The organism is Marinobacter gudaonensis (assembly GCF_900115175.1).
GTDB lineage: Bacteria > Pseudomonadota > Gammaproteobacteria > Pseudomonadales > Oleiphilaceae > Marinobacter > Marinobacter gudaonensis.
The window spans coordinates 1,910,761-1,928,531 of record NZ_FOYV01000001.1; the positions used below are offsets into that span (position 1 = coordinate 1,910,761).

16 protein-coding genes are annotated in these 17,771 nt (G+C 61.1%); 10 read left to right on the forward strand and 6 right to left on the reverse strand.

The window, feature by feature from the left end; all coding sequences use genetic code 11:
• The first annotated feature begins 106 nt into the window (after positions 1-106).
• The gene (gene panP / locus BM344_RS08775; RefSeq protein WP_091988416.1) at positions 107-1,783 is read left to right on the forward strand and encodes a pyridoxal-dependent aspartate 1-decarboxylase PanP; all 1,677 of its coding nucleotides are present in this window, start codon (positions 107-109) and stop codon (positions 1,781-1,783) included.
• Positions 1,784-1,841: 58 nt separating this feature from the next.
• On the opposite strand, the gene BM344_RS08780 is transcribed toward panP, so the two are convergent.
• Both BM344_RS08780 and BM344_RS08785 read right to left on the reverse strand, forming a co-directional pair.
• Positions 1,842-2,108: a hypothetical protein gene (locus BM344_RS08780; RefSeq protein WP_091988419.1), complete on the reverse strand. Its 267-nt coding sequence runs from the start codon at positions 2,106-2,108 to the stop codon at positions 1,842-1,844.
• 87 nt (positions 2,109-2,195) lie between these two features.
• Entirely contained in the window at positions 2,196-3,755 is a 1,560-nt protein-coding gene (locus BM344_RS08785) for an inorganic phosphate transporter (protein ID WP_091988421.1), read from the reverse strand.
• A 211-nt stretch (positions 3,756-3,966) separates the two neighbouring features.
• Between BM344_RS08785 and BM344_RS08790 the strand changes: the two genes are divergently transcribed.
• From BM344_RS08790 to BM344_RS08800, 3 genes are all read left to right on the forward strand, one after another.
• On the forward strand, positions 3,967-5,067 hold the full coding sequence (locus BM344_RS08790; RefSeq protein WP_091988424.1) for a GGDEF domain-containing protein: 1,101 nt from the start codon (positions 3,967-3,969) through the stop codon (positions 5,065-5,067).
• Positions 5,068-5,150: 83 nt separating this feature from the next.
• Positions 5,151-5,597, forward strand: a complete 447-nt coding sequence (locus BM344_RS08795) for a flavodoxin (RefSeq protein WP_091988427.1) — start codon at positions 5,151-5,153, stop codon at positions 5,595-5,597.
• Positions 5,598-5,711: 114 nt separating this feature from the next.
• Positions 5,712-8,267, forward strand: a complete 2,556-nt coding sequence (locus BM344_RS08800; RefSeq protein ID WP_091988429.1) for an EAL domain-containing protein — start codon at positions 5,712-5,714, stop codon at positions 8,265-8,267.
• 16 nt (positions 8,268-8,283) lie between these two features.
• Here BM344_RS08800 and tesB read toward each other — a convergent pair whose 3' ends face one another.
• From tesB to BM344_RS08815, 3 genes are all read right to left on the reverse strand, one after another.
• Positions 8,284-9,150, reverse strand: coding sequence for an acyl-CoA thioesterase II (gene tesB / locus BM344_RS08805; RefSeq protein WP_091988432.1), 867 nt, complete (start codon positions 9,148-9,150; stop codon positions 8,284-8,286).
• 127 nt (positions 9,151-9,277) lie between these two features.
• Positions 9,278-10,432 (reverse strand): NAD(P)/FAD-dependent oxidoreductase, encoded by a 1,155-nt coding sequence (locus BM344_RS08810; RefSeq protein ID WP_091988435.1) that lies wholly within the window; start codon positions 10,430-10,432, stop codon positions 9,278-9,280.
• A 32-nt stretch (positions 10,433-10,464) separates the two neighbouring features.
• Complete coding sequence (locus BM344_RS08815; protein WP_008173532.1) at positions 10,465-10,632, reverse strand: rubredoxin; 168 nt, start codon at positions 10,630-10,632, stop codon at positions 10,465-10,467.
• A 264-nt stretch (positions 10,633-10,896) separates the two neighbouring features.
• Here BM344_RS08815 and BM344_RS08820 point away from each other — a divergent pair, with 264 nt between their 5' ends.
• From BM344_RS08820 to phoR, 5 genes are all read left to right on the forward strand, one after another.
• Complete coding sequence (locus BM344_RS08820) at positions 10,897-11,454, forward strand: hypoxanthine-guanine phosphoribosyltransferase (protein WP_091988438.1); 558 nt, start codon at positions 10,897-10,899, stop codon at positions 11,452-11,454.
• Positions 11,435-11,998, forward strand: coding sequence for a chorismate--pyruvate lyase family protein (locus tag BM344_RS08825; RefSeq protein WP_091988441.1), 564 nt, complete (start codon positions 11,435-11,437; stop codon positions 11,996-11,998). The genes BM344_RS08820 and BM344_RS08825 overlap by 20 nt, the downstream gene beginning before the upstream one ends.
• A gap of 70 nt (positions 11,999-12,068) precedes the next feature.
• Entirely contained in the window at positions 12,069-12,956 is an 888-nt protein-coding gene (gene ubiA, locus BM344_RS08830) for a 4-hydroxybenzoate octaprenyltransferase (protein ID WP_091988444.1), read from the forward strand.
• A 340-nt stretch (positions 12,957-13,296) separates the two neighbouring features.
• Positions 13,297-13,989 carry a phosphate regulon transcriptional regulator PhoB gene (gene phoB, locus BM344_RS08835; protein WP_091988446.1) on the forward strand — a complete coding sequence of 231 codons (693 nt, stop codon included), beginning with the start codon at positions 13,297-13,299 and terminating at the stop codon, positions 13,987-13,989.
• 57 nt (positions 13,990-14,046) lie between these two features.
• Entirely contained in the window at positions 14,047-15,366 is a 1,320-nt protein-coding gene (gene phoR, locus BM344_RS08840; RefSeq protein WP_091988449.1) for a phosphate regulon sensor histidine kinase PhoR, read from the forward strand.
• Here the strand turns inward: phoR and BM344_RS08845 are convergent.
• On the reverse strand, positions 15,363-16,238 hold the full coding sequence (locus tag BM344_RS08845) for a response regulator (protein WP_091988452.1): 876 nt from the start codon (positions 16,236-16,238) through the stop codon (positions 15,363-15,365). The two genes, phoR and BM344_RS08845, sit on opposite strands and share 4 nt — an antisense overlap.
• A 226-nt stretch (positions 16,239-16,464) precedes the next feature.
• Here BM344_RS08845 and BM344_RS08850 point away from each other — a divergent pair, with 226 nt between their 5' ends.
• The gene (locus BM344_RS08850; RefSeq protein ID WP_091988455.1) at positions 16,465-17,715 is read left to right on the forward strand and encodes a lytic murein transglycosylase; all 1,251 of its coding nucleotides are present in this window, start codon (positions 16,465-16,467) and stop codon (positions 17,713-17,715) included.
• Positions 17,716-17,771: the final 56 nt, after the last annotated feature.

Sequence of the window (17,771 nt, forward strand, 5' to 3'; positions counted from 1 at the left end):
GCTCCTGGCAGGCGACCAGAAACCAATGCCGGACAACCGTACCGGCCGTATCCGCAGGGCATCCGGAACCGGCCCTTCGGATGACCACTGAAAGTGTGTGGCGCCTATGACCGGAAAGAAAAAGTCGGCCCAGGCCTCGGTAGAGGCGATGTATCGCGTGTTCACGGTGCCCGAGGCGCCGGAATCCACGTTGAGCCGGATCGACCAGAACATCTCCCGCAACCTTGCAGGCTTCCTGCAGGAGCACATTGTTGCGGTGGAACGGGATCTGTCGGACGTTGAGAAAGACTTCTCCGACTACAACATTCCCGAGAAGCCGGTGTTTGTCTCCGAACAGGCCCAGTTCCTGCTCGACAAACTGGTGGCCAACTCCGTTCATACCGCTTCTCCGGCCTTCATCGGACACATGACTTCGGCGCTGCCCTACTTCATGCTGCCGCTGTCGAAGATCATGATTGCTCTCAACCAGAACCTGGTGAAGACCGAAACCTCCAAGGCGTTTACGCCCATGGAGCGCCAGGTGCTGGGCATGATTCACCGCCTGGTGTACCAGGAGGACGGCGCCTTCTACCGCAAATGGATGCATGACCCCCGGCACGCCCTGGGCGCCATGTGCTCTGGCGGCACCGTGGCTAACCTTACCGCCCTTTGGGTGGCCCGCAACCGGGCCTTCCCCGCCGAGGGCAGCTTCCGTGGTTTGCATCAGGAAGGCCTGTTCCGGGCCCTGAAATACTATGGCTACGAAGGCGCCGCCATCGTCGTCTCCCGCCGCGGCCATTACTCCCTGCGCAAGGCCGCCGACGTGCTCGGCCTGGGTCGGGAAGCCCTGATACCGGTGGACACCGACGAGGAAAACCGCATCCAGACCGATGCCCTGCGGGACAAATGCCTGGAGCTGCAGCGCCAGAAGATCAAGGTGATGGCCATCTGTGGCGTCGCCGGCACCACGGAAACCGGCAACGTCGACCCGCTGGACGCCATGGCCGACATTGCCCGGGAATTCGGCGCCCACTTCCACGTGGACGCCGCCTGGGGCGGACCGACCCTTTTCTCCCGCACCTACAAACACCTGCTTCGGGGCATTGAAAAGGCCGACTCGGTCACTTTCGACGCCCACAAACAGCTGTACGTACCCATGGGCGTTGGCCTGGTGGTGTTCCGCGACCCGAGCCTGGCCAGCGCCGTAGAACACCACGCCCAGTACATCATCCGGAAGGGCTCACGGGACCTGGGCAGCACCACACTCGAAGGCTCCCGCCCGGGCATGTCCATGTTGATCCATTCCGGTCTGAAGATCCTCGCCCGGGAGGGCTATGAGATCCTGATCGACCAGGGTATCGAGAAAGCGAAAACCTTCGCCGAGATGATCGACGCCGAGCCGGATTTCGAACTGGTGACCAAACCGGAACTGAACATCCTCACCTACCGTTACTGCCCGGAAGACGTCCAGCAGGCGCTGGTGGTGGCGGACCCGTTGCAGGCAGAAAAGCTCAACACCTGCCTGAACCGCATCACCAAGTTCATCCAGAAAACCCAGCGGGAACGGGGCAAGGCGTTCGTCTCCCGGACCCGCCTGGAGCCGGCCCGTTACTTCAACTTCCCGTGCATCGTGTTCCGGGTGGTCCTGGCCAACCCGTTGACGACCAAAGAGATCCTGGCAGACATTCTGGCGGAGCAGAGAGAGTTGTCACGGGATGAGGGTATCGAAGATGAGATGAGCATCCTGCATCAGATGGCGGATGCCGTTCTGAAGCAGCGGGAGCCGAACGCGAGGCAAGCCTGATTAGGCAAGATCCAATAAGCCTGGTCGGCTCGCTTCTCCAAAGCCCCGAGTCAAGGCCTCAGTAAAGCGCCTCTTCATCATCCAGCACGTCGTGGATGATCTCCAGGAACATCTTGTCTGCCTCGCTCCAGTTCTCGGGAATCCGGATATTGGTGCTGGCACTGATCTCCCGGGCAATCAACTCCTCGGCGTTCGGCTGTCCGCGATGCTTGCGGGCGATCTCCATGGATTTTACGGCAATGGTGGGATCGCTCAGCACCTTCTTGATGAAGGTCCTCAGCTCGTCAATCATTTTGGCCTGACGGCTCTCAACGGAAGAACTCATACTTCGCTCCACGGACAAATAGGCTCAAGGGGTGAATCACCCCCTGAAGAATAGTATGACCAAACTCGGTTTTTACAACCAGTCCCGTCAGATCATCATGCCGCGAAGCGTATAGAACAGGATCGCTGCCATCATGGCCGAGGCCGGTACAGTAATGATCCAGGCAGCGGCGATGCGCACCAGGTGGGAACGCTTGACCATCTCCTCCCGGTAGATCTTTTTCAGGCGCTTGCGCTCGGATTTTGCCAGGGGCACCTGCTTTTTCTTCTTGGCCTGCTTGAGCAGTTTCTCCATCTGCTCCACAGAGGCATTTCGGAAGTCATCGAGGAACGGTTTCAGACGCTCCTGCTCAGCAGGATCGTGGTGTTCCATGATCTTGTGCAGCTGCGTCGCGTAGTTGGATTTCAGGTACTCCCGCAGGAAACCGACGCCAAACACGCCACCGATGGCAATGTGGGTGGAACTTACCGGCAGACCCAACTGAGACGCGAGAATCACAGTCAGGGCCGCCGACAGGGCGATGCAGAACGCCCGTGTCTTGTCGAGCTCGGTGATTTCACTGCCCACGGTCTTGATCAGGCGAGGGCCGAACAACATCAGCCCCACCGCAATACCCAGGGCGCCCACCATCATGACCCAGAGCGGGATGCTTGCAGAAGTCACCACCGAGTCCGCCGCCAGTGCGTCGTTGATTGCCGCCAACGGACCAATGGCATTAGCCACGTCGTTGGCACCGTGAGCGAAGCTGAGCAGGGCCGCGGCAAAAATGAGGGGCCAGGTGAACAGGCTGTTCACACCCGCTGAGCTGTTTTCCATGGTGGCGGCCTTCCGGCCCACCAGGGTGCGCATGGCGAAGAAAACCAGGGCGGCGGCAGCAAGACCAATCAGGGTGGCTTCCATGAAATCGACCTTCACTACCTTCTTGACACCCTTCACCATCAGGTAGGTGCCGAAGGCCCAGGCCATAATGGCCACAAGCCAGGGCACAAAGGTACGGGCCGCCGGTATCACGTCTTTCCGGTACAGCACCGATTTTTTGATCAGAAACAGGAACAAGGCTGCAAGGGCACCACCAAGAACAGGGGAGATCACCCAACTGGCGGCAATCTTGCCCATCACCGCCCAGTCGGCAATTCCCCAACCTCCGGCCGCGATGCCAGCGCCCAGCACACCACCCACGATAGAGTGGGTTGTTGATACTGGCGCGCCCATCCAGGTTGCCAGGTTCAGCCATAGGGCGCCGGCCAGGAGGGCTGCGGTCATCAGCCACACGAACGACCGACTGTCACCGAGGCTGGACGGATCAATAATGCCGCCCTTGATGGTGGAGACCACATCACCGCCGGCGATCAGGGCGCCTCCGGCTTCAAAGATCGCAGCCAGGATGACCGCAGCACCCAGCGACAACGCGCCCGACCCTACGGCCGGTCCAACGTTGTTGGCGACGTCGTTGGCCCCGATGTTGATGGCCATGTAACCACCAATGACCGCTGCCGCCATCAGCAGCATGGCGTTGGGCATTCCCTGGCTGAATGTTCCGACAGTCAGCCAGATTCCCAGTAGGAAAAGCAGGCTGATGCCGACCCTGTATCGTTCCGTGGAAGGGCTGGTAAGTAGGGTATCCAGGAGTCCGCTCGAACGGGCCATAACAGATCAGGTCTCGTTTTGAAGATGGTTAGACGAACGCAGCCTCTGCCGCGCGGCAACTATAAAATCTTTGACATGAAAATGAAATAAAACGGTCATATTGCGAACAAGGTAAACAAATCACAGACGCCACTGCAAAATTGCATTAACTTGGCTCATAATCGCGGCGCAAAGACTCCATAACCACAAGAACAACAGGCCACAGGCTGCCATGTCACAACCAACCGCCCCCGAGCCGCTCAGCGCGAGCGAGCGGGAAGACGCCCAGGTATCACGCCTGCTGACCTGGCTGTCAGCCACCGCCATCGTGCTGCTGGCCGGCATCGGTGCCAAAGCCTGGTTTGCCGAGCACACCACCCACGCCTGGGTGCTGTGGTTCTTTATCGGGCTGATCGCAATCAACATGCTGGCCTTCGCCCGCACCGGCAACCGGGTACGCCGGAAAGCCGGCCTCATTGTCGTGGTGGGCCTGCTGTTTACCTATCTCATGGCGTCGGGTGGCGAGAGCAACACCGGTCCGCTGTGGTTCTATGTGTTCCCACCGCTGCTTTTCTACCTGACCGATCTGAAAACCGGCACGGCCGTGCTTCTGTTCTGCTACCTGGTGGCGGTGGTAGTGTTCCAGTTCCCGGGGCTGCCCATGGTGTCCGCCGAATACAGCACTGATTTCAAGATCCGGTTCTTCTCCACTCTTACCTTCGAGTCGATTTTCTGCTTCGTGCTGGAAGCCAGCCGCCTGAAGGCACGCCATGAACTTTTGACCCTCGCTGAAAGCCACGAACGGGCAGCCCGTACCGACGAACTGACCGGACTGGCCAACCGTCGGGACATGCACAACCGCCTGTCTGGAGAGTTCTCCCGCTATCAGCGGTCCGGCCATCACTTTTCCATTGCCCTGATCGATCTTGACCTGTTCAAGAAAATCAACGATCGGTACGGGCACGACGCCGGCGATCAGGTGCTTCGGGAGTTTTCAGCCCTGATGCAGACCGTGATCCGCCAGACCGATGTGGCCGGTCGCTGGGGTGGTGAGGAGTTCCTGATACTGCTGCCCGACACGTCCTTGCTGCAGGCCCTGACCCTGGCCGAACGGTTACGCTCGGAAGTGGCGCGGCACCCCTTCAGGTTCGGGGAACAGGCGCTGCCGGTGACCATCAGCGCCGGTGTCTGCTCCATCGCCAAAGCCGGCTCACTCGATGATCTGCTCAAACAGGCCGATCTGAACCTCTATGCCGCCAAGGAAGCCGGCCGGAACCGGATAGCGCCCCGGGTGCGCACGCAGGAAGAAGAGGGGGCATCCCCCACGCCTTGAGGGCACCCGCCCTGATCGCTATGATCACCTCCGGGCCCGGCACCCGGGCATCAACGACATTTTTTTCAGATTGCGGGAGACCCATGGCACAGATCCGGATACTGGTGGGAAGCGTCTACGGTGGCGCACTCCTGACCGCCAGGGAAATCAAGAAATCGCTGGAACCCGAGGGACACCAGGTCACGGTTCTGGAAAACCCGGAACTGGAAGACATCACCGGCAACGAGGATGCGCTTCTGGTGTGCACATCCACTACCGGCCAGGGCGAGCTTCCCGCCAACCTGCTGCCCTTCTACCTGGCCCTGCGTGAACAGCTGCCGCAACAGCCCGGGCGGCCCTTCGGTGTGATCGTGCTCGGCGACAGCTCTTACGGGGATACCTTCTGCGGCGCCGGCGACCTGATGGAAGAGGCCCTCTACGAAACCGCCGCCCGAAAGGTCGGGGAGACCCTGCGCATCGACGCCCTGGAGACACTGGAGCCGGAAATCGAAGCTCTGCCCTGGGTCAGGGCCTGGCTCGAACAGGTGTGAACCGCTTTGCACAGATCTGCCGGGAAAAGTTACCAGTGTTGGCCCCTGGATGACTTGAGCCGTTAACGGCGACACGCCATACTCGGGTCAACAACGACAACAAAACGGTTTAACGTGGCACCCAACAACTGGCTCCGGTTTTTCACAGCGCTCTCGCTGCTGGTGGTTCTGGCTGTCCCCGTCCAAGGGGCGGAAACCTCTTATGTACCGCCCATCGAGTACCTGCGCATTGCCCCGGATACCAACCTGACCGTCGACGAAGCGCTGTCGTCCGACCGCTGGCAGTCACTCGCAGATGCAAGCCCGAACTTCGGCTACATCAACGACACCATCTGGCTGCGTTTTCCAGTCAGCCAGCCGGCAACCATCAACCTGCTGGAAGTCCGTTACTCCCAGCTCGACCACATTTCATTCTTCCTGATAGAAAACGGCCGGGTTGCCAAGCGTGTCGAAACCGGTGATTTCCAGCCCTTTGCCGAGCGGCCCATCCGTCATCGGCACTTCCTGTTTCCCTTCGAGCAGAGCATCGCCAGCGACTACCAGATCCTGCTCAGGGTTGAGACCGAGGGCGCCATGCAGATTCCGGTGCAGCTCTGGAACGACCAGGCGTTCTTCGAGCACACCAATGCCGAAGACCAGATGCATGCGGTGTACTACGGCATCCTGATCACAGTAATCTTCTTCAACCTGTTCATCTTTTCCGCCCTGAGGGAGCCGGTATACCTGCTCTACGTACTGTCCACCCTGGGCTATCTTGTGTTGGTGAGCAGCCTCAATGGCACCGCCTTCCAGTTCCTGTGGCCCACCAGCCCCGCCCTGCAGAACCAGATCATGTTGCTGTCGGTGCCCCTGGCGGTGCTCTTCACCCTGTTGTTCTCCCGGTCTTTCCTCAAGCTGCCCCGGACCGGGCCACTGCTCAACCGGCTGGTGATGCTTGCCATCACACTGAACGCGTCCGTGGCACTGATGACGTTTTTCCTGGACTACAGTACCGGCAGCCGCCTGACCGTCGCCCTGGCGATTCCCAGCACCCTGCTTTTAACAGTGCTGGGGCCGCTGCAGTGGTGGAAAGGCAATCCCCAGGCCGGCTACTACACGATTGCCTGGGCCGCGCTGACCCTGGGCAGTGCCATTACCGCAGCCAACAAATACGGGCTGTTACCCAACAACTTCATTACCAGCTACGGCATGCAGATAGGTTCGGCGCTGGAGGCCATACTGCTCACGCTCGCCCTGGCCGCGCGCCTCTACCAGGAGCGTCAGGACAAGGTCGAAGCCAGGGAGGCCGAGCTCAATGCCATGGCGGCCAGGCGCTCGGCGGAGCTGAAACTGATGGATCATGCCCTGCACAATCCGCTGACCGGGCTGCCCAATCGCAGCAGCTACGAAATGATGCTGAACGACCTGATGATGCGCAGCCCGGAACGGCGCTACGCCATTGCCATCATCCACCTCAATAACCTGCAGTCGGTCACCAAGACCCTGGGTCATCGCAACAGCGACCGCATCCTTGAACTGGCCAGCAAGCACTACAACGCCGTGGCCCGGGAACTGCCCGGCGCGCTGCCAGTGGAGCAAAGCGATGCCCGCAATTTCTTCATGGCATCCCTGGACCCGCAGACCTTCGCTTTCATTGCAGATGCGGACATTACCGGCGCTGCCCCGAGGGCCATACTCAAGTGTCTGGAGGGCATTCGCTACCCGATTGATTATCTCGGCATGCAGATCCCTCTGGACCCCAGGCTGGGGGTGGCCATCTTTCCGGAGCATGGCACTGACGCCAATACCCTGATCCGGCGAGCGGTCATTGCCGAGGGCTCGGAGTCGGCAAGGGAGCGGGGAATCGCCTATTACAAGCCCACCAGGGATTCCTACAGCGCAGACCGGCTGACCCTGGTGTCAGAGCTCCGGGAGGCCCTCAACAACGATGACCTGGCTCTGTTCATGCAACCCAAGCAGAGTCTGAAAACCGACCGGATTGTGGGCGTGGAAGTGCTGATCCGGTGGCCGGGACGGGCCACGCCGATCCGGCCCGATGAGATCATCCAGCTGGCCGAGCAGACCGGACTGATCAAGCCGCTGACACGCTGGGTGCTGGAGCAGTCCCTGGCTCTGCGTTCCCGGTTGCTGGAGCATGGCTGGCCGCTGAACATATCGATCAACATTTCGCCGAACAACCTTCGGGAGCCGGACTTCCCCATTTTTGTCCAGCGGCTCATGAACAGCCACTACAGCCACCGGGGAAGTATCATCTTCGAAGTGACCGAAACCTCCATGATGCAGGACCCGGAAAACTCACTGAAAACGCTCAATTCGCTGAACACCACCGGCATTCCAGTGTCCATCGATGATTTCGGCTCCGGCTACTCGTCACTGTCTTACATCAAGCAGCTGCCAGCCAGCGAGGTGAAAATCGACCGGTCCTTGGTGACCGACCTCGCCACCGAGGCCGAGGACCGGGTGATTGTGCAGACCACCATCGACATGTGCCAGAGCCTGGGCTACCACGTGGTGGCCGAGGGTGTGGAAGATCAGGCAACCGCCGATCTGCTGAGGGACATGGGCTGCGACATGATCCAGGGTTATCTGCTGACCCCGCCGCTGCCCTTTGATGAGCTGCTGGAGTGGCTGGCCAACAGCGACCAGCAGGCCCAGCGCAAACTCGGGTAATCGGCCCAGACGACTATCAGCGCTGACGAATCAGCGCCTCCTGGGTGGTCGAGGCCACCAGCACGCCATCCTGATTGAAGAAGTTTCCCCGGTTGAAACCCCGGCCTCCGGAAGCACTCGGGCTGTCCTTGTCGTACAGCAGCCACTCGTCCATCCGGAAATCCCGATGGAACCAGATGGCATGGTCCAGGCTGGCCACCTGGAGATTCTTGCTCATGAAGGTGACGCCGTGGGGATTTAGCGACGTACCGAGGAACTGGAAGTCCGAGGCATAAGTCAACAAACACCGGTGCAGCACCGGGTCGTCCGGCAGAGGCCCCTGGGCCCGGAACCAGCTCTGCTTGTGGGGTGGGCGCTTTTCCGGCTTGAGCGGATTGACCGGATCCACCGGACGAATCTCGATCGGCCGCTCCCGCTTCAGGTTCGCGCGCATGCGCTCGGGCACCTTGTCACCCAGGGTGTCTGACAGGATATGCCCCCACTCCTCCTCGGAACGCAGGGTGTCCGGCGCCGGTGCCGAGGGCATGCTTAGCTGATGTTCGAAGCCGGCCTCTTCAACCTGGAACGACATGGACCCGGTCAGTATCTCCTTGCCATCCTGTCGGGCAATCACTCGACGCACGGAAAAACTGCCGCCGTCACGAACCCGCTGGACCTCGTAGTCGATTGGCATGCTGTGGTTGCCCGGGCGCAGGAAGTAAGCGTGCAGGGAGTGGCAAAGGCGACCCTGCACGGTGCGGCTGGCGGCCATCAACGCCTGGCCGAGCACCTGCCCGCCAAAGACATTGGGAAAGCCCAGATCCTCGCTGTCACCCTGGAAATGATCATCACCAATAGGCACCAGGTCCAGCAATTCCACCAGCTTCTTGGTTACTTCAAGCATGCCTGCTCCTGTGATTTAGTTAGCACACGACAGAGTTTCTACCGCAAGCGCGGCAAATTGGCAATCGCAAAGATCGAATGGGGCGCCCGCCAGCGAACCCTGCCACCGGCGGGCATCAGGGGTCAGGTCAGCCGTGGATGGGCGGGACTTCCCGGGACAGGGTCTGTTTCTCGACCGCAAAGCGGCCAGTGACCGCAAAACCCAGGGTGGCGCCGTCCGGCGCCTTGAACAGGGCCTTTACGTGGGTGCCGTCCTGCTCCACCTCCCAGTCGCCCTCGGCCCCGGAAGGCGGCGGACATACCGCGGTCGGACAGCAGGGCGTCTTGATCATTACCGGCATGGTGCCGTAGCTGACCTCGGTGCGCTCGCCGGTGAGGGTTTTCGCCAGCGCGCGGGCGCAGGCCATCAACGGCAGCACATACAGCAGCACATGGCCATCCACCTCGGCGCAGTCTCCGAGTGCATAGACATCCGGCGCGGATGTCTCCAGGGCCCGATTCACTACAATGCCCCGCTCCGTGGCCAGGCCGGCGGCGTTGGCCAGTTCGGTGCGGGGGCGCAGGCCTACGGCAGACAACACCAGGTCGGCTTCGATCACCTCGCCGTTGGCAAGGGTGAGGCTGACCCCGTCGTCCTTGCGGTCGATCCGGTCCACCACCGTGCCCAGATGGAACCGGACACCAAGGGTTTCAAGCTCCTGCTGGACGGCGTTCGCTGCCACCTCCGGCAACAGGCCCGGCATCACCACCTCAGAGGGCGCAATCACCTCCACCTCATAGTCGCCGTTGCGCAGATCGTTGGCAAACTCACAGCCAATCAGGCCAGCGCCCATGATGGCAATGCGCCGCCCCTGGCCAAGGGCATTGCGGAAAGCGCGATAGTCCATCAGATCGTTGATCGAGAACACATGCTCCTGGCCATCACCGGCCAGATCAAGGCGGATCACATCCGCGCCCCAGGCCAGAACCAACTTGCTGTAGCGCACACTCTCGTCACCCAGGTGCAGCTCGTGGGCGTCGGTATCAATACCGGTCACTGTGGCAAAGGTGCGGATCTCCAGGTTGAGCTGTTCGGCCATGGCCTCGGTGCTGCCCTGGGCCAGGCCTTCAGCGTCCTTGCCCTTGGTAAAGCCGGTGGACAGCATCGGCTTGGAATAGCTGACGCCATCGTCGGCGGTCAGCATCAGCACCGGCACCTCCTTGTCGAGCTTGCGAATCTCACGCGCCAGCGAGTAGCCGGATAGGCCGGTACCAACGATCACAATCGGGGCCTGTTCAGTCATTCACATACTCCTGTTGGTGTTCCAGGCCGGCCTCAGCCGATTTCAATCATCTCGAAGTCTTCCTTGCCGACGCCGCAGTCCGGGCACACCCAGTCTTCAGGCACGTCTTCCCATTTGGTACCCGGCTCAATGCCATCCTCGGGCCAGCCTTCAGCTTCGTCATAAATCAGGCCGCATACAACGCACTGCCACTTCTTCATACCTTCTCTCCCATTGTGAATCAGGGCAATATTAATTGTCCGACAATATTGCACGCAAGTCGTTTGTTCCGCGAACAGATACGAACAACATTCAATTCGGGCCATCATACCCATCGGCCCGCCATTGACCAATGCCAGTGCCGACGGCCTGCCGCGGGTTTTTCTGCCAATAGCCACAAATACAGACGCTCGGGACAGCCTCGCCCCTCCCTTCCACCGCCCCTCTTCGGTATAATCGCCGGTTTTACGACAGGACCGACCGATATGACCGATACCGTCGCCGAAATGAACCAGGTAATGGCCGAAGCAGACTGCCTGGTCACTGAAGAACAGGTGCACGCCGCCATTGCCACCCTGGCCGACGATATTACCCAACGCCTGAGCGACAGCAATCCCCTGTTGTTTTGCGTGATGAACGGCGGGCTGATCCTGACCGGGCAACTGCTGACCCGGCTGCGGTTTCCGGTTCAGGCAGAGTATCTGCATGCCACCCGCTACCGGCAGGAAACCACCGGCGGCATCCTGGAGTGGAAGCTACAGCCGGAAGCCGACATGAACGGCCGCACCGTGCTGATTGTCGACGACATTCTGGATGAAGGCACTACGCTCTGTGCCATCGCCGATTACTGCCGCGCCCACGGTGCCCGCGAAGTCCTGACGGCTGTGCTGGTGGACAAGCAGCACGACCGCAAGGCCCGGCCCAATCTGAAGGCAGACTTCACCGGTTTGGAGGTGGAAGACCGTTTCCTGTTCGGCTTCGGCATGGACTACAAGGGTTACTGGCGCAACGCTCCCGGCATCTATGCGGTCAAGGGACTCTGACATCAATCACCGCCCCAACATCCCGCCCACGGACTGGTATCGTTCGCTGACGGCCGCAGGCCTCCGGGAACCGGCCGTACACGGCCCGGCCCGGCACTGGTTGCAGGTTGAAGGCTCGTTCACTCGGGCCCTCCAGAAACGGTGCTCGCGCTCGTTTCAAGTTGAGGTTCGCCAGGAAGGGTTTGCCACGCCCACCCGAGAAGAGGCCCTTCGCCTCGCGATTCCGCACCGCCAGTATGCCTGGATCCGGGAAGTGAGCCTGTGCGGCGACGGCGAGCCCTGGGTACTGGCACGCACGGTGATCCCCCTGGACTGCCTGGAAGGTGAAGGCCGCCGACTCCTGCATCTGGGCAACCGGCCCCTCGGTGCCTACCTGTTCAGCAGCCCACACTGGCAGCGAGGTCCCCTGGAAACCGGACTCTGCCAGCCGGAAAGCCCCGACCAGCCCCGACTCGCCCGCCGTTCCCTGTTCACCGGACACAACAGCGCACTTCTGGTCGGCGAATACCTGTTGCCGGCCCTGCTTGGCACTGCAGCGCTTTAACCGGCCCCTGGCCACTGGCTATAATCCCCGCACCGACTCCATTTGCCGACCACCAGACAGGACCCGTGCCATGTTGCCCGATGCTGTGCCAGAACCTCTCCAGCGCCGGCTGGCCGACTATGCCAGCCTGCTGCGGATTGACCGACCGATCGGAACCCTGCTGCTGCTCTGGCCCACCTACTGGGCGCTCTGGCTGGCCGGTGACGGCAGCCCTGGCCCGGGAAATCTGCTGGTATTCACGCTCGGGGTGTTCTTTATGCGGGCCGCCGGGTGTGCCATCAACGATTTTGCCGACCGGGACTGGGACCGGCACGTCAAGCGCACCAAGGACCGCCCGCTGACGGCCGGCCGGGTCAAACCCTGGGAAGCAGTGGCGCTGTTCGCCGGCCTTTGCCTGGTATCGTTCCTGATGGTGGTGCTGTTCACCAACCGGCTGACCCTGTATCTCTCCTTTGGCGGCGCGCTGCTGGCGTTCATCTACCCGTTCATGAAGCGCTACACCCACCTGCCACAGCTGTTCCTCGGGGCTGCCTTTTCCTGGGCCATTCCCATGGCCTGGGCTGCCGAGGCCGGGGAACTGAGCCAACTGACCTGGCTGCTGTTCACCGCCAACGTGCTGTGGACGGTGGCCTACGACACCCTGTACGCCATGGTTGATCGCGACGACGACCTGAAGGTGGGCATCAAGTCCACCGCTATCCTGTTCGGCGACGCCGACCGGGTAATCATCGGCGTTCTACAGACCATGGTTGTTGTGATCCTGGTGATGGTGGGCCAGCAGGCCGAGCTCGGCAGTTTCTACTACCTGGGCGTGGTTGGCATGGCCAGCCTGTTCGTTTACCACCAGTACCTGGCCCGGGAGCGCGAGCGTGAGGGCTGCTTCAAAGCGTTTCTCAATAACAATTGGGCCGGTTTCGCGGTTTTTGCAGGCCTCGTAATTGACCTCATCATTGGCTGAACCTGTCATATACTTGTAACACTTGAGCGCTGTAATGGGTGTGTCCCGCCTGGCTATTTTCTTAAGCTACTGAGCTCCTGAAAAACCGAAGAGCTAGGCGTGCTGATGAAGATTTGGTGGTTCCAAATCAAAGCAGCGCAACGACGCTATTCGGTTTTTCAGAAGCTCCCGAGGGGCTTGCCTCTGAGGGCTCTGAGACCGCGTTACCAGTCTTTGATGTGGAGCCACCACACCTGCAGACTGGTGCCTGGCTCAGAGCCCTCAGAGGCAAGCAGTAGCTTAAGAAAATAGCCAGGCGGGACACCGGCAACAAACCAAGGTCTGACACAGGTTAACGCCCATGAACGGAAAAACCGTCCTGATCGTCGATGACGAGGCGCCGATCCGCGAGATGATCGCCGTGGCCCTCGAAATGGCGGATTATGACTATCTGGAGGCAGCGGATGCCCGGGAAGCCCATGCCCTGATTGTCGACAAGAACCCGGATCTGGTGCTTCTGGACTGGATGCTGCCCGGCACCAGCGGCGTGGAACTGGCCCGACGCCTGAAAAAAGAGGAAGCCACTGCCGATATCCCCATCATCATGCTCACCGCCAAGGTGGAGGAAGACAACAAGATCCAGGGCCTGGAGGTGGGCGCCGATGACTACATCACCAAGCCGTTCAGCCCCCGGGAACTGGTGGCCCGGCTGAAAGCGGTCCTGCGCCGCGCCACTCCGCCGGGGGTCGACACCCCGATCGAGGTGGAGGGCCTGACCCTGGATCCGGTTGGCCATCGGGTTACCACGCGGGACGGCGCGCTCACCATGGGCCCCACGGAATACCGCCTGCTGCAATTCTTCATGACACACCAGGAACGGGTATATACTCGGTCCCAATTGCTGGATCAGGTCTGGGGCGGAAACGTCTATGTTGAGGAGCGGACCGTGGACGTCCATATCCGACGGCTGCGCAAGGCCCTGGGCGACGAATACGACCACCTGATCCAGACCGTTCGGGGAACCGGCTACCGGTTCTCGACCAAAGCCGCGTAAGCAACTCCGGCCAGCTGGGCAGCGATCAGCCCCGGAATCGACACAAGGCAGTAGTGGATGCAGCACAACTGGTCACGGTACCTGCGCCTTATCATCGGTGGCCTGCTCGGCTCTTTGCTGGTAGGGCTTTTCTTCGGTGAGCCTCTCTATGGTCTCACCTTCGGGCTCATCGTCTACCTGTGGTGGACCCTGCGCCAGGCCCGGCGTCTTTACCAGTGGCTGGGCAACCCCAGCGCCACCGATGAAGCCCCTCAGAGTGTCGGCCTGTGGGGCGATATCTTCGACAACCTCCACAAGCTGCACCAGAGCCACCTGCGCACCCAGGATCGCCTGCGGGCCCAGATCAACCGGGTCCAGGAGTCCACCAACGCCATGCGCGATGGCGTGATCATGACCGACTCCCGAGGCGCCATGGAGTGGTGGAACGGCTCCGCGGAATACCTGCTGGGCTTCCGACGCAGGACCGACCGCGGTCAGTACATACACAACCTGATCCGCACGCCGGCGTTCAAGACCTACTTCGATTCCCGGGACTACCGGGAGCCACTGGAGATCCACTCCCCGGCCAAGCCCCATATCCACCTGCAGATCCAGATCAGCCTGTTCGGCGATGACGACCGCTTGATTGTGGCCAAGGACGTAACCCGCCTGTACCAGCTGGAACAGATGCGGCGCGATTTTGTAGGCAATGTCTCCCATGAGATGCGAACGCCGCTCACGGTGATCAGCGGCTATCTGGAAACCCTGGTGGACAGCGCCGACGAACTCCCGCCCAAGTGGCGGCGGGCCATTCATACCATGGCCGCACAATCGTCACGAATGGAAGCCCTGATTACGGACCTTATCCTGCTGTCGAAGATTGAAACCGGCGAGCAGACGGTGAACGACACGCTCACCGATGTCGAGCAGCTACTGACCCAGATTGGCCACGATGCCCGGGCCCTGAGTGGCGACAGGAAACATGACATTTCCGTGGATATCGGCGACCGGCGTCTGCTCAAGGGAGACGAGAGCCAGCTGCGCAGCGCCTTCTCCAACCTGATCTTCAACGCGGTGAAATACACGCCGGCGGGAGGCCAGATCATCGTGCGCTGGAGTACCAACCGCGACGGCGCTCATCTGTCAGTGAAGGACACCGGCATCGGCATAGACCCGGTGCACATTCCCAGGCTGACCGAGCGTTTTTACCGGGCCGACCCAAGCCGGCACAAGGACACCGGCGGCACCGGCCTGGGTCTGGCGATTGTCAAGCACGTGCTGCTGAACCACGATGGCAATCTGGAAATCCGCAGCCGTATTGGCGAGGGCAGCGAGTTTATCTGTCACTTTCCACGGGAACGGCTGGTGGAACGACTACCGGAGCAGGTAGACCATTAACGTCCGGACCGGAAGCGGGCTATAAACCGGGAAAGATCCTCCAGTTTCTTGGGATCCTCGTCCACAAAGCGGATGGTGACACTGACAAAATCCGTATCCTGGCGTTTGTCCACCGCCTGGAGCTGATGCACGTAGCCGTTGAGCCGTGCCATCTGGTTTTCCCCGATCTCGATGTCCACCACCGCCTGGTCCAGGATTCCGGGAAACATCTGGTCCCGTTTGGCGATCACCCGTACCTCGGTCAGGTTGATATCCTTGACCACGGACTTGAGGGTGCTCTCGGCAAACCGCACCGAGGCCAGACTCATGCTGCCCCGGGGGGCGGCCGCGCGGTTGCCGCCGGTCGATGACGATGAGGGGGCTTTTGGCGAATCGGCCCGCTCCGGCACTTCCGCGGCCGGTTCCGGCTTGCGTGTCAGCAGCGAGGCCGACTCCATGAAGGCGTCCGCAGGGCTCGCCATGGACTTGCCACTGCGGTCCATGGCGTCTTTCAGGCTGCGCCCCATGACCTTGATGATCTTCTTGCTCAGGCCGTCCGGGCTGAATGGCTTGCCGAGGTATTCCGAAACGCCTTCCTTGACGGCTTCAATCACATGATCCTTGTCGCCCCGACTGGTGATCATGATGAACGGCACCTTTTGATACTGCGGCTGCTGGCGCATCCACTGGAGCAGTTCGAGACCGGACATTTCCGGCATTTCCCAGTCACACAGCACCAGATCAAAGGCGGTGCGCGACATCAGTGACTGGGCCCGGCGCCCGTTCTGGGCATCGGTGGTTTCAATCACCGGGAAGCGCTGACGCACCGTTCGCTTGACCAGATCCCGCACAAAGCTGGCATCGTCAACCACCAGCGCTTTCAGCATTGCCATAAATCCGACCTTCCACTCAGCCTTCCGAGATTCAACGACAACTATAGAACAAAGCCGGTTTCCGGAAACCTCCCGGCTACAAAAAGACCACAAAGCCGCTTCCGGGAACCGCAGCGTTAAAGAATTGTCACTCCCACTGGCCCGAAGCGGTGTTTCCCCCGGGGAAAAACGCGCTACCATGGAGCCTGGAGTTTTGACTACACCACTGCCCTGATCGAGGTACTGTGTGCTGACCACACCTGCAAGGATTCTGCGCATCCGTGGCGCTTATCGCGGCCTTCTGATTTCCGGTTTTCTGTCTCTGCTGTCCCTGCCGGCTCTGGCCCGGGAAAACCCGACACCAGCGCCCGACGGCTTTGCCGAATGTAAAGCACGGCTTGAAGAACAGGCGGTTGCCGCCGGTGTCAGCCGAGAAACCGCCAGCACTGTGATGGCAAGCGCCGAACACCTCGAGCGAGTGATCGAGCTGGATCGTCGACAGCCGGAGTTCACCACCACCTTTGCCGACTACCTGAACCGACGGGTGAACGAGGCCCGCGTCACCAGAGGGCGGGAGTTACTGCAGGAACACCAGGAGCTGCTGGACCGGGTGACCCGGGAAACGGGCGTGCCTGCGCCCTACCTGGTGTCGTTCTGGGGGCTGGAAACCAACTTCGGCAGCTATTTCGGCAAAATGCCGGTGCCCAGCTCGCTGACCACCCTCGCCTGCGACCCACGACGCAGCAATTTCTTCACCCAGCAGTTGATTGCCGCCCTGCGTATCATCGACGAGGGCGCCATACCGGCGGACAAAATGGAAGGCTCCTGGGCCGGCGCAATGGGCCACGTGCAGTTCATGCCCACGGTATTCCTGCAGCACGCAGTAGACGCCGATGGCGACGGCAGACGGGACCTCTGGAACAGCCTGCCCGACGCCATGATGTCCGCGGGTCGTTTTCTTGAGTCCATGAACTGGGACGGCGATTACCGCTGGGGCCGAGAGGTGCTGCTGCCGAAGAACTTCAATTACGCCCTGGCGGACGGTCGTCGCCTGCCGCTGGCGCAGTGGCGGGAAGTGGGCATTACCGACGCCTTTGGCCGCGCGCTGCCGCAGGAACCCATTGAGGCGTCCCTGGTGGTGCCGGCGGGCCACGAAGGCCCGGCGTTCCTGGCCTACCATAACTTCCGGGTGATCATGGGCTGGAACCGGTCGGAGTTCTATGCCATCGCCGTCGGGCACCTGGCCGACCGCATCGCCGGCGCCGGCAAGCTCCAGAACCCTCCACCGGAGGATGCGCCGGCATTGTCCCGTGACAACATACTCCAGCTCCAGGAGGCGTTGCAGAAACGAGGCTTCGACGCTGGCGAACCGGACGGCATTATGGGGCCAGCTACCCGGGCTGCCATCCGCCAGTTCCAGTCCGCCAATGGGCTGGTAGCGGACGGCTATCCAGGCGAAACCGTACTCGCCGAACTGGGCGTGCATGCCGGCCAGTGATCCGATCGCGCAAGGGCAACCTACGACTCCAGGCGACTTGGTGTAAGGCGGGAACC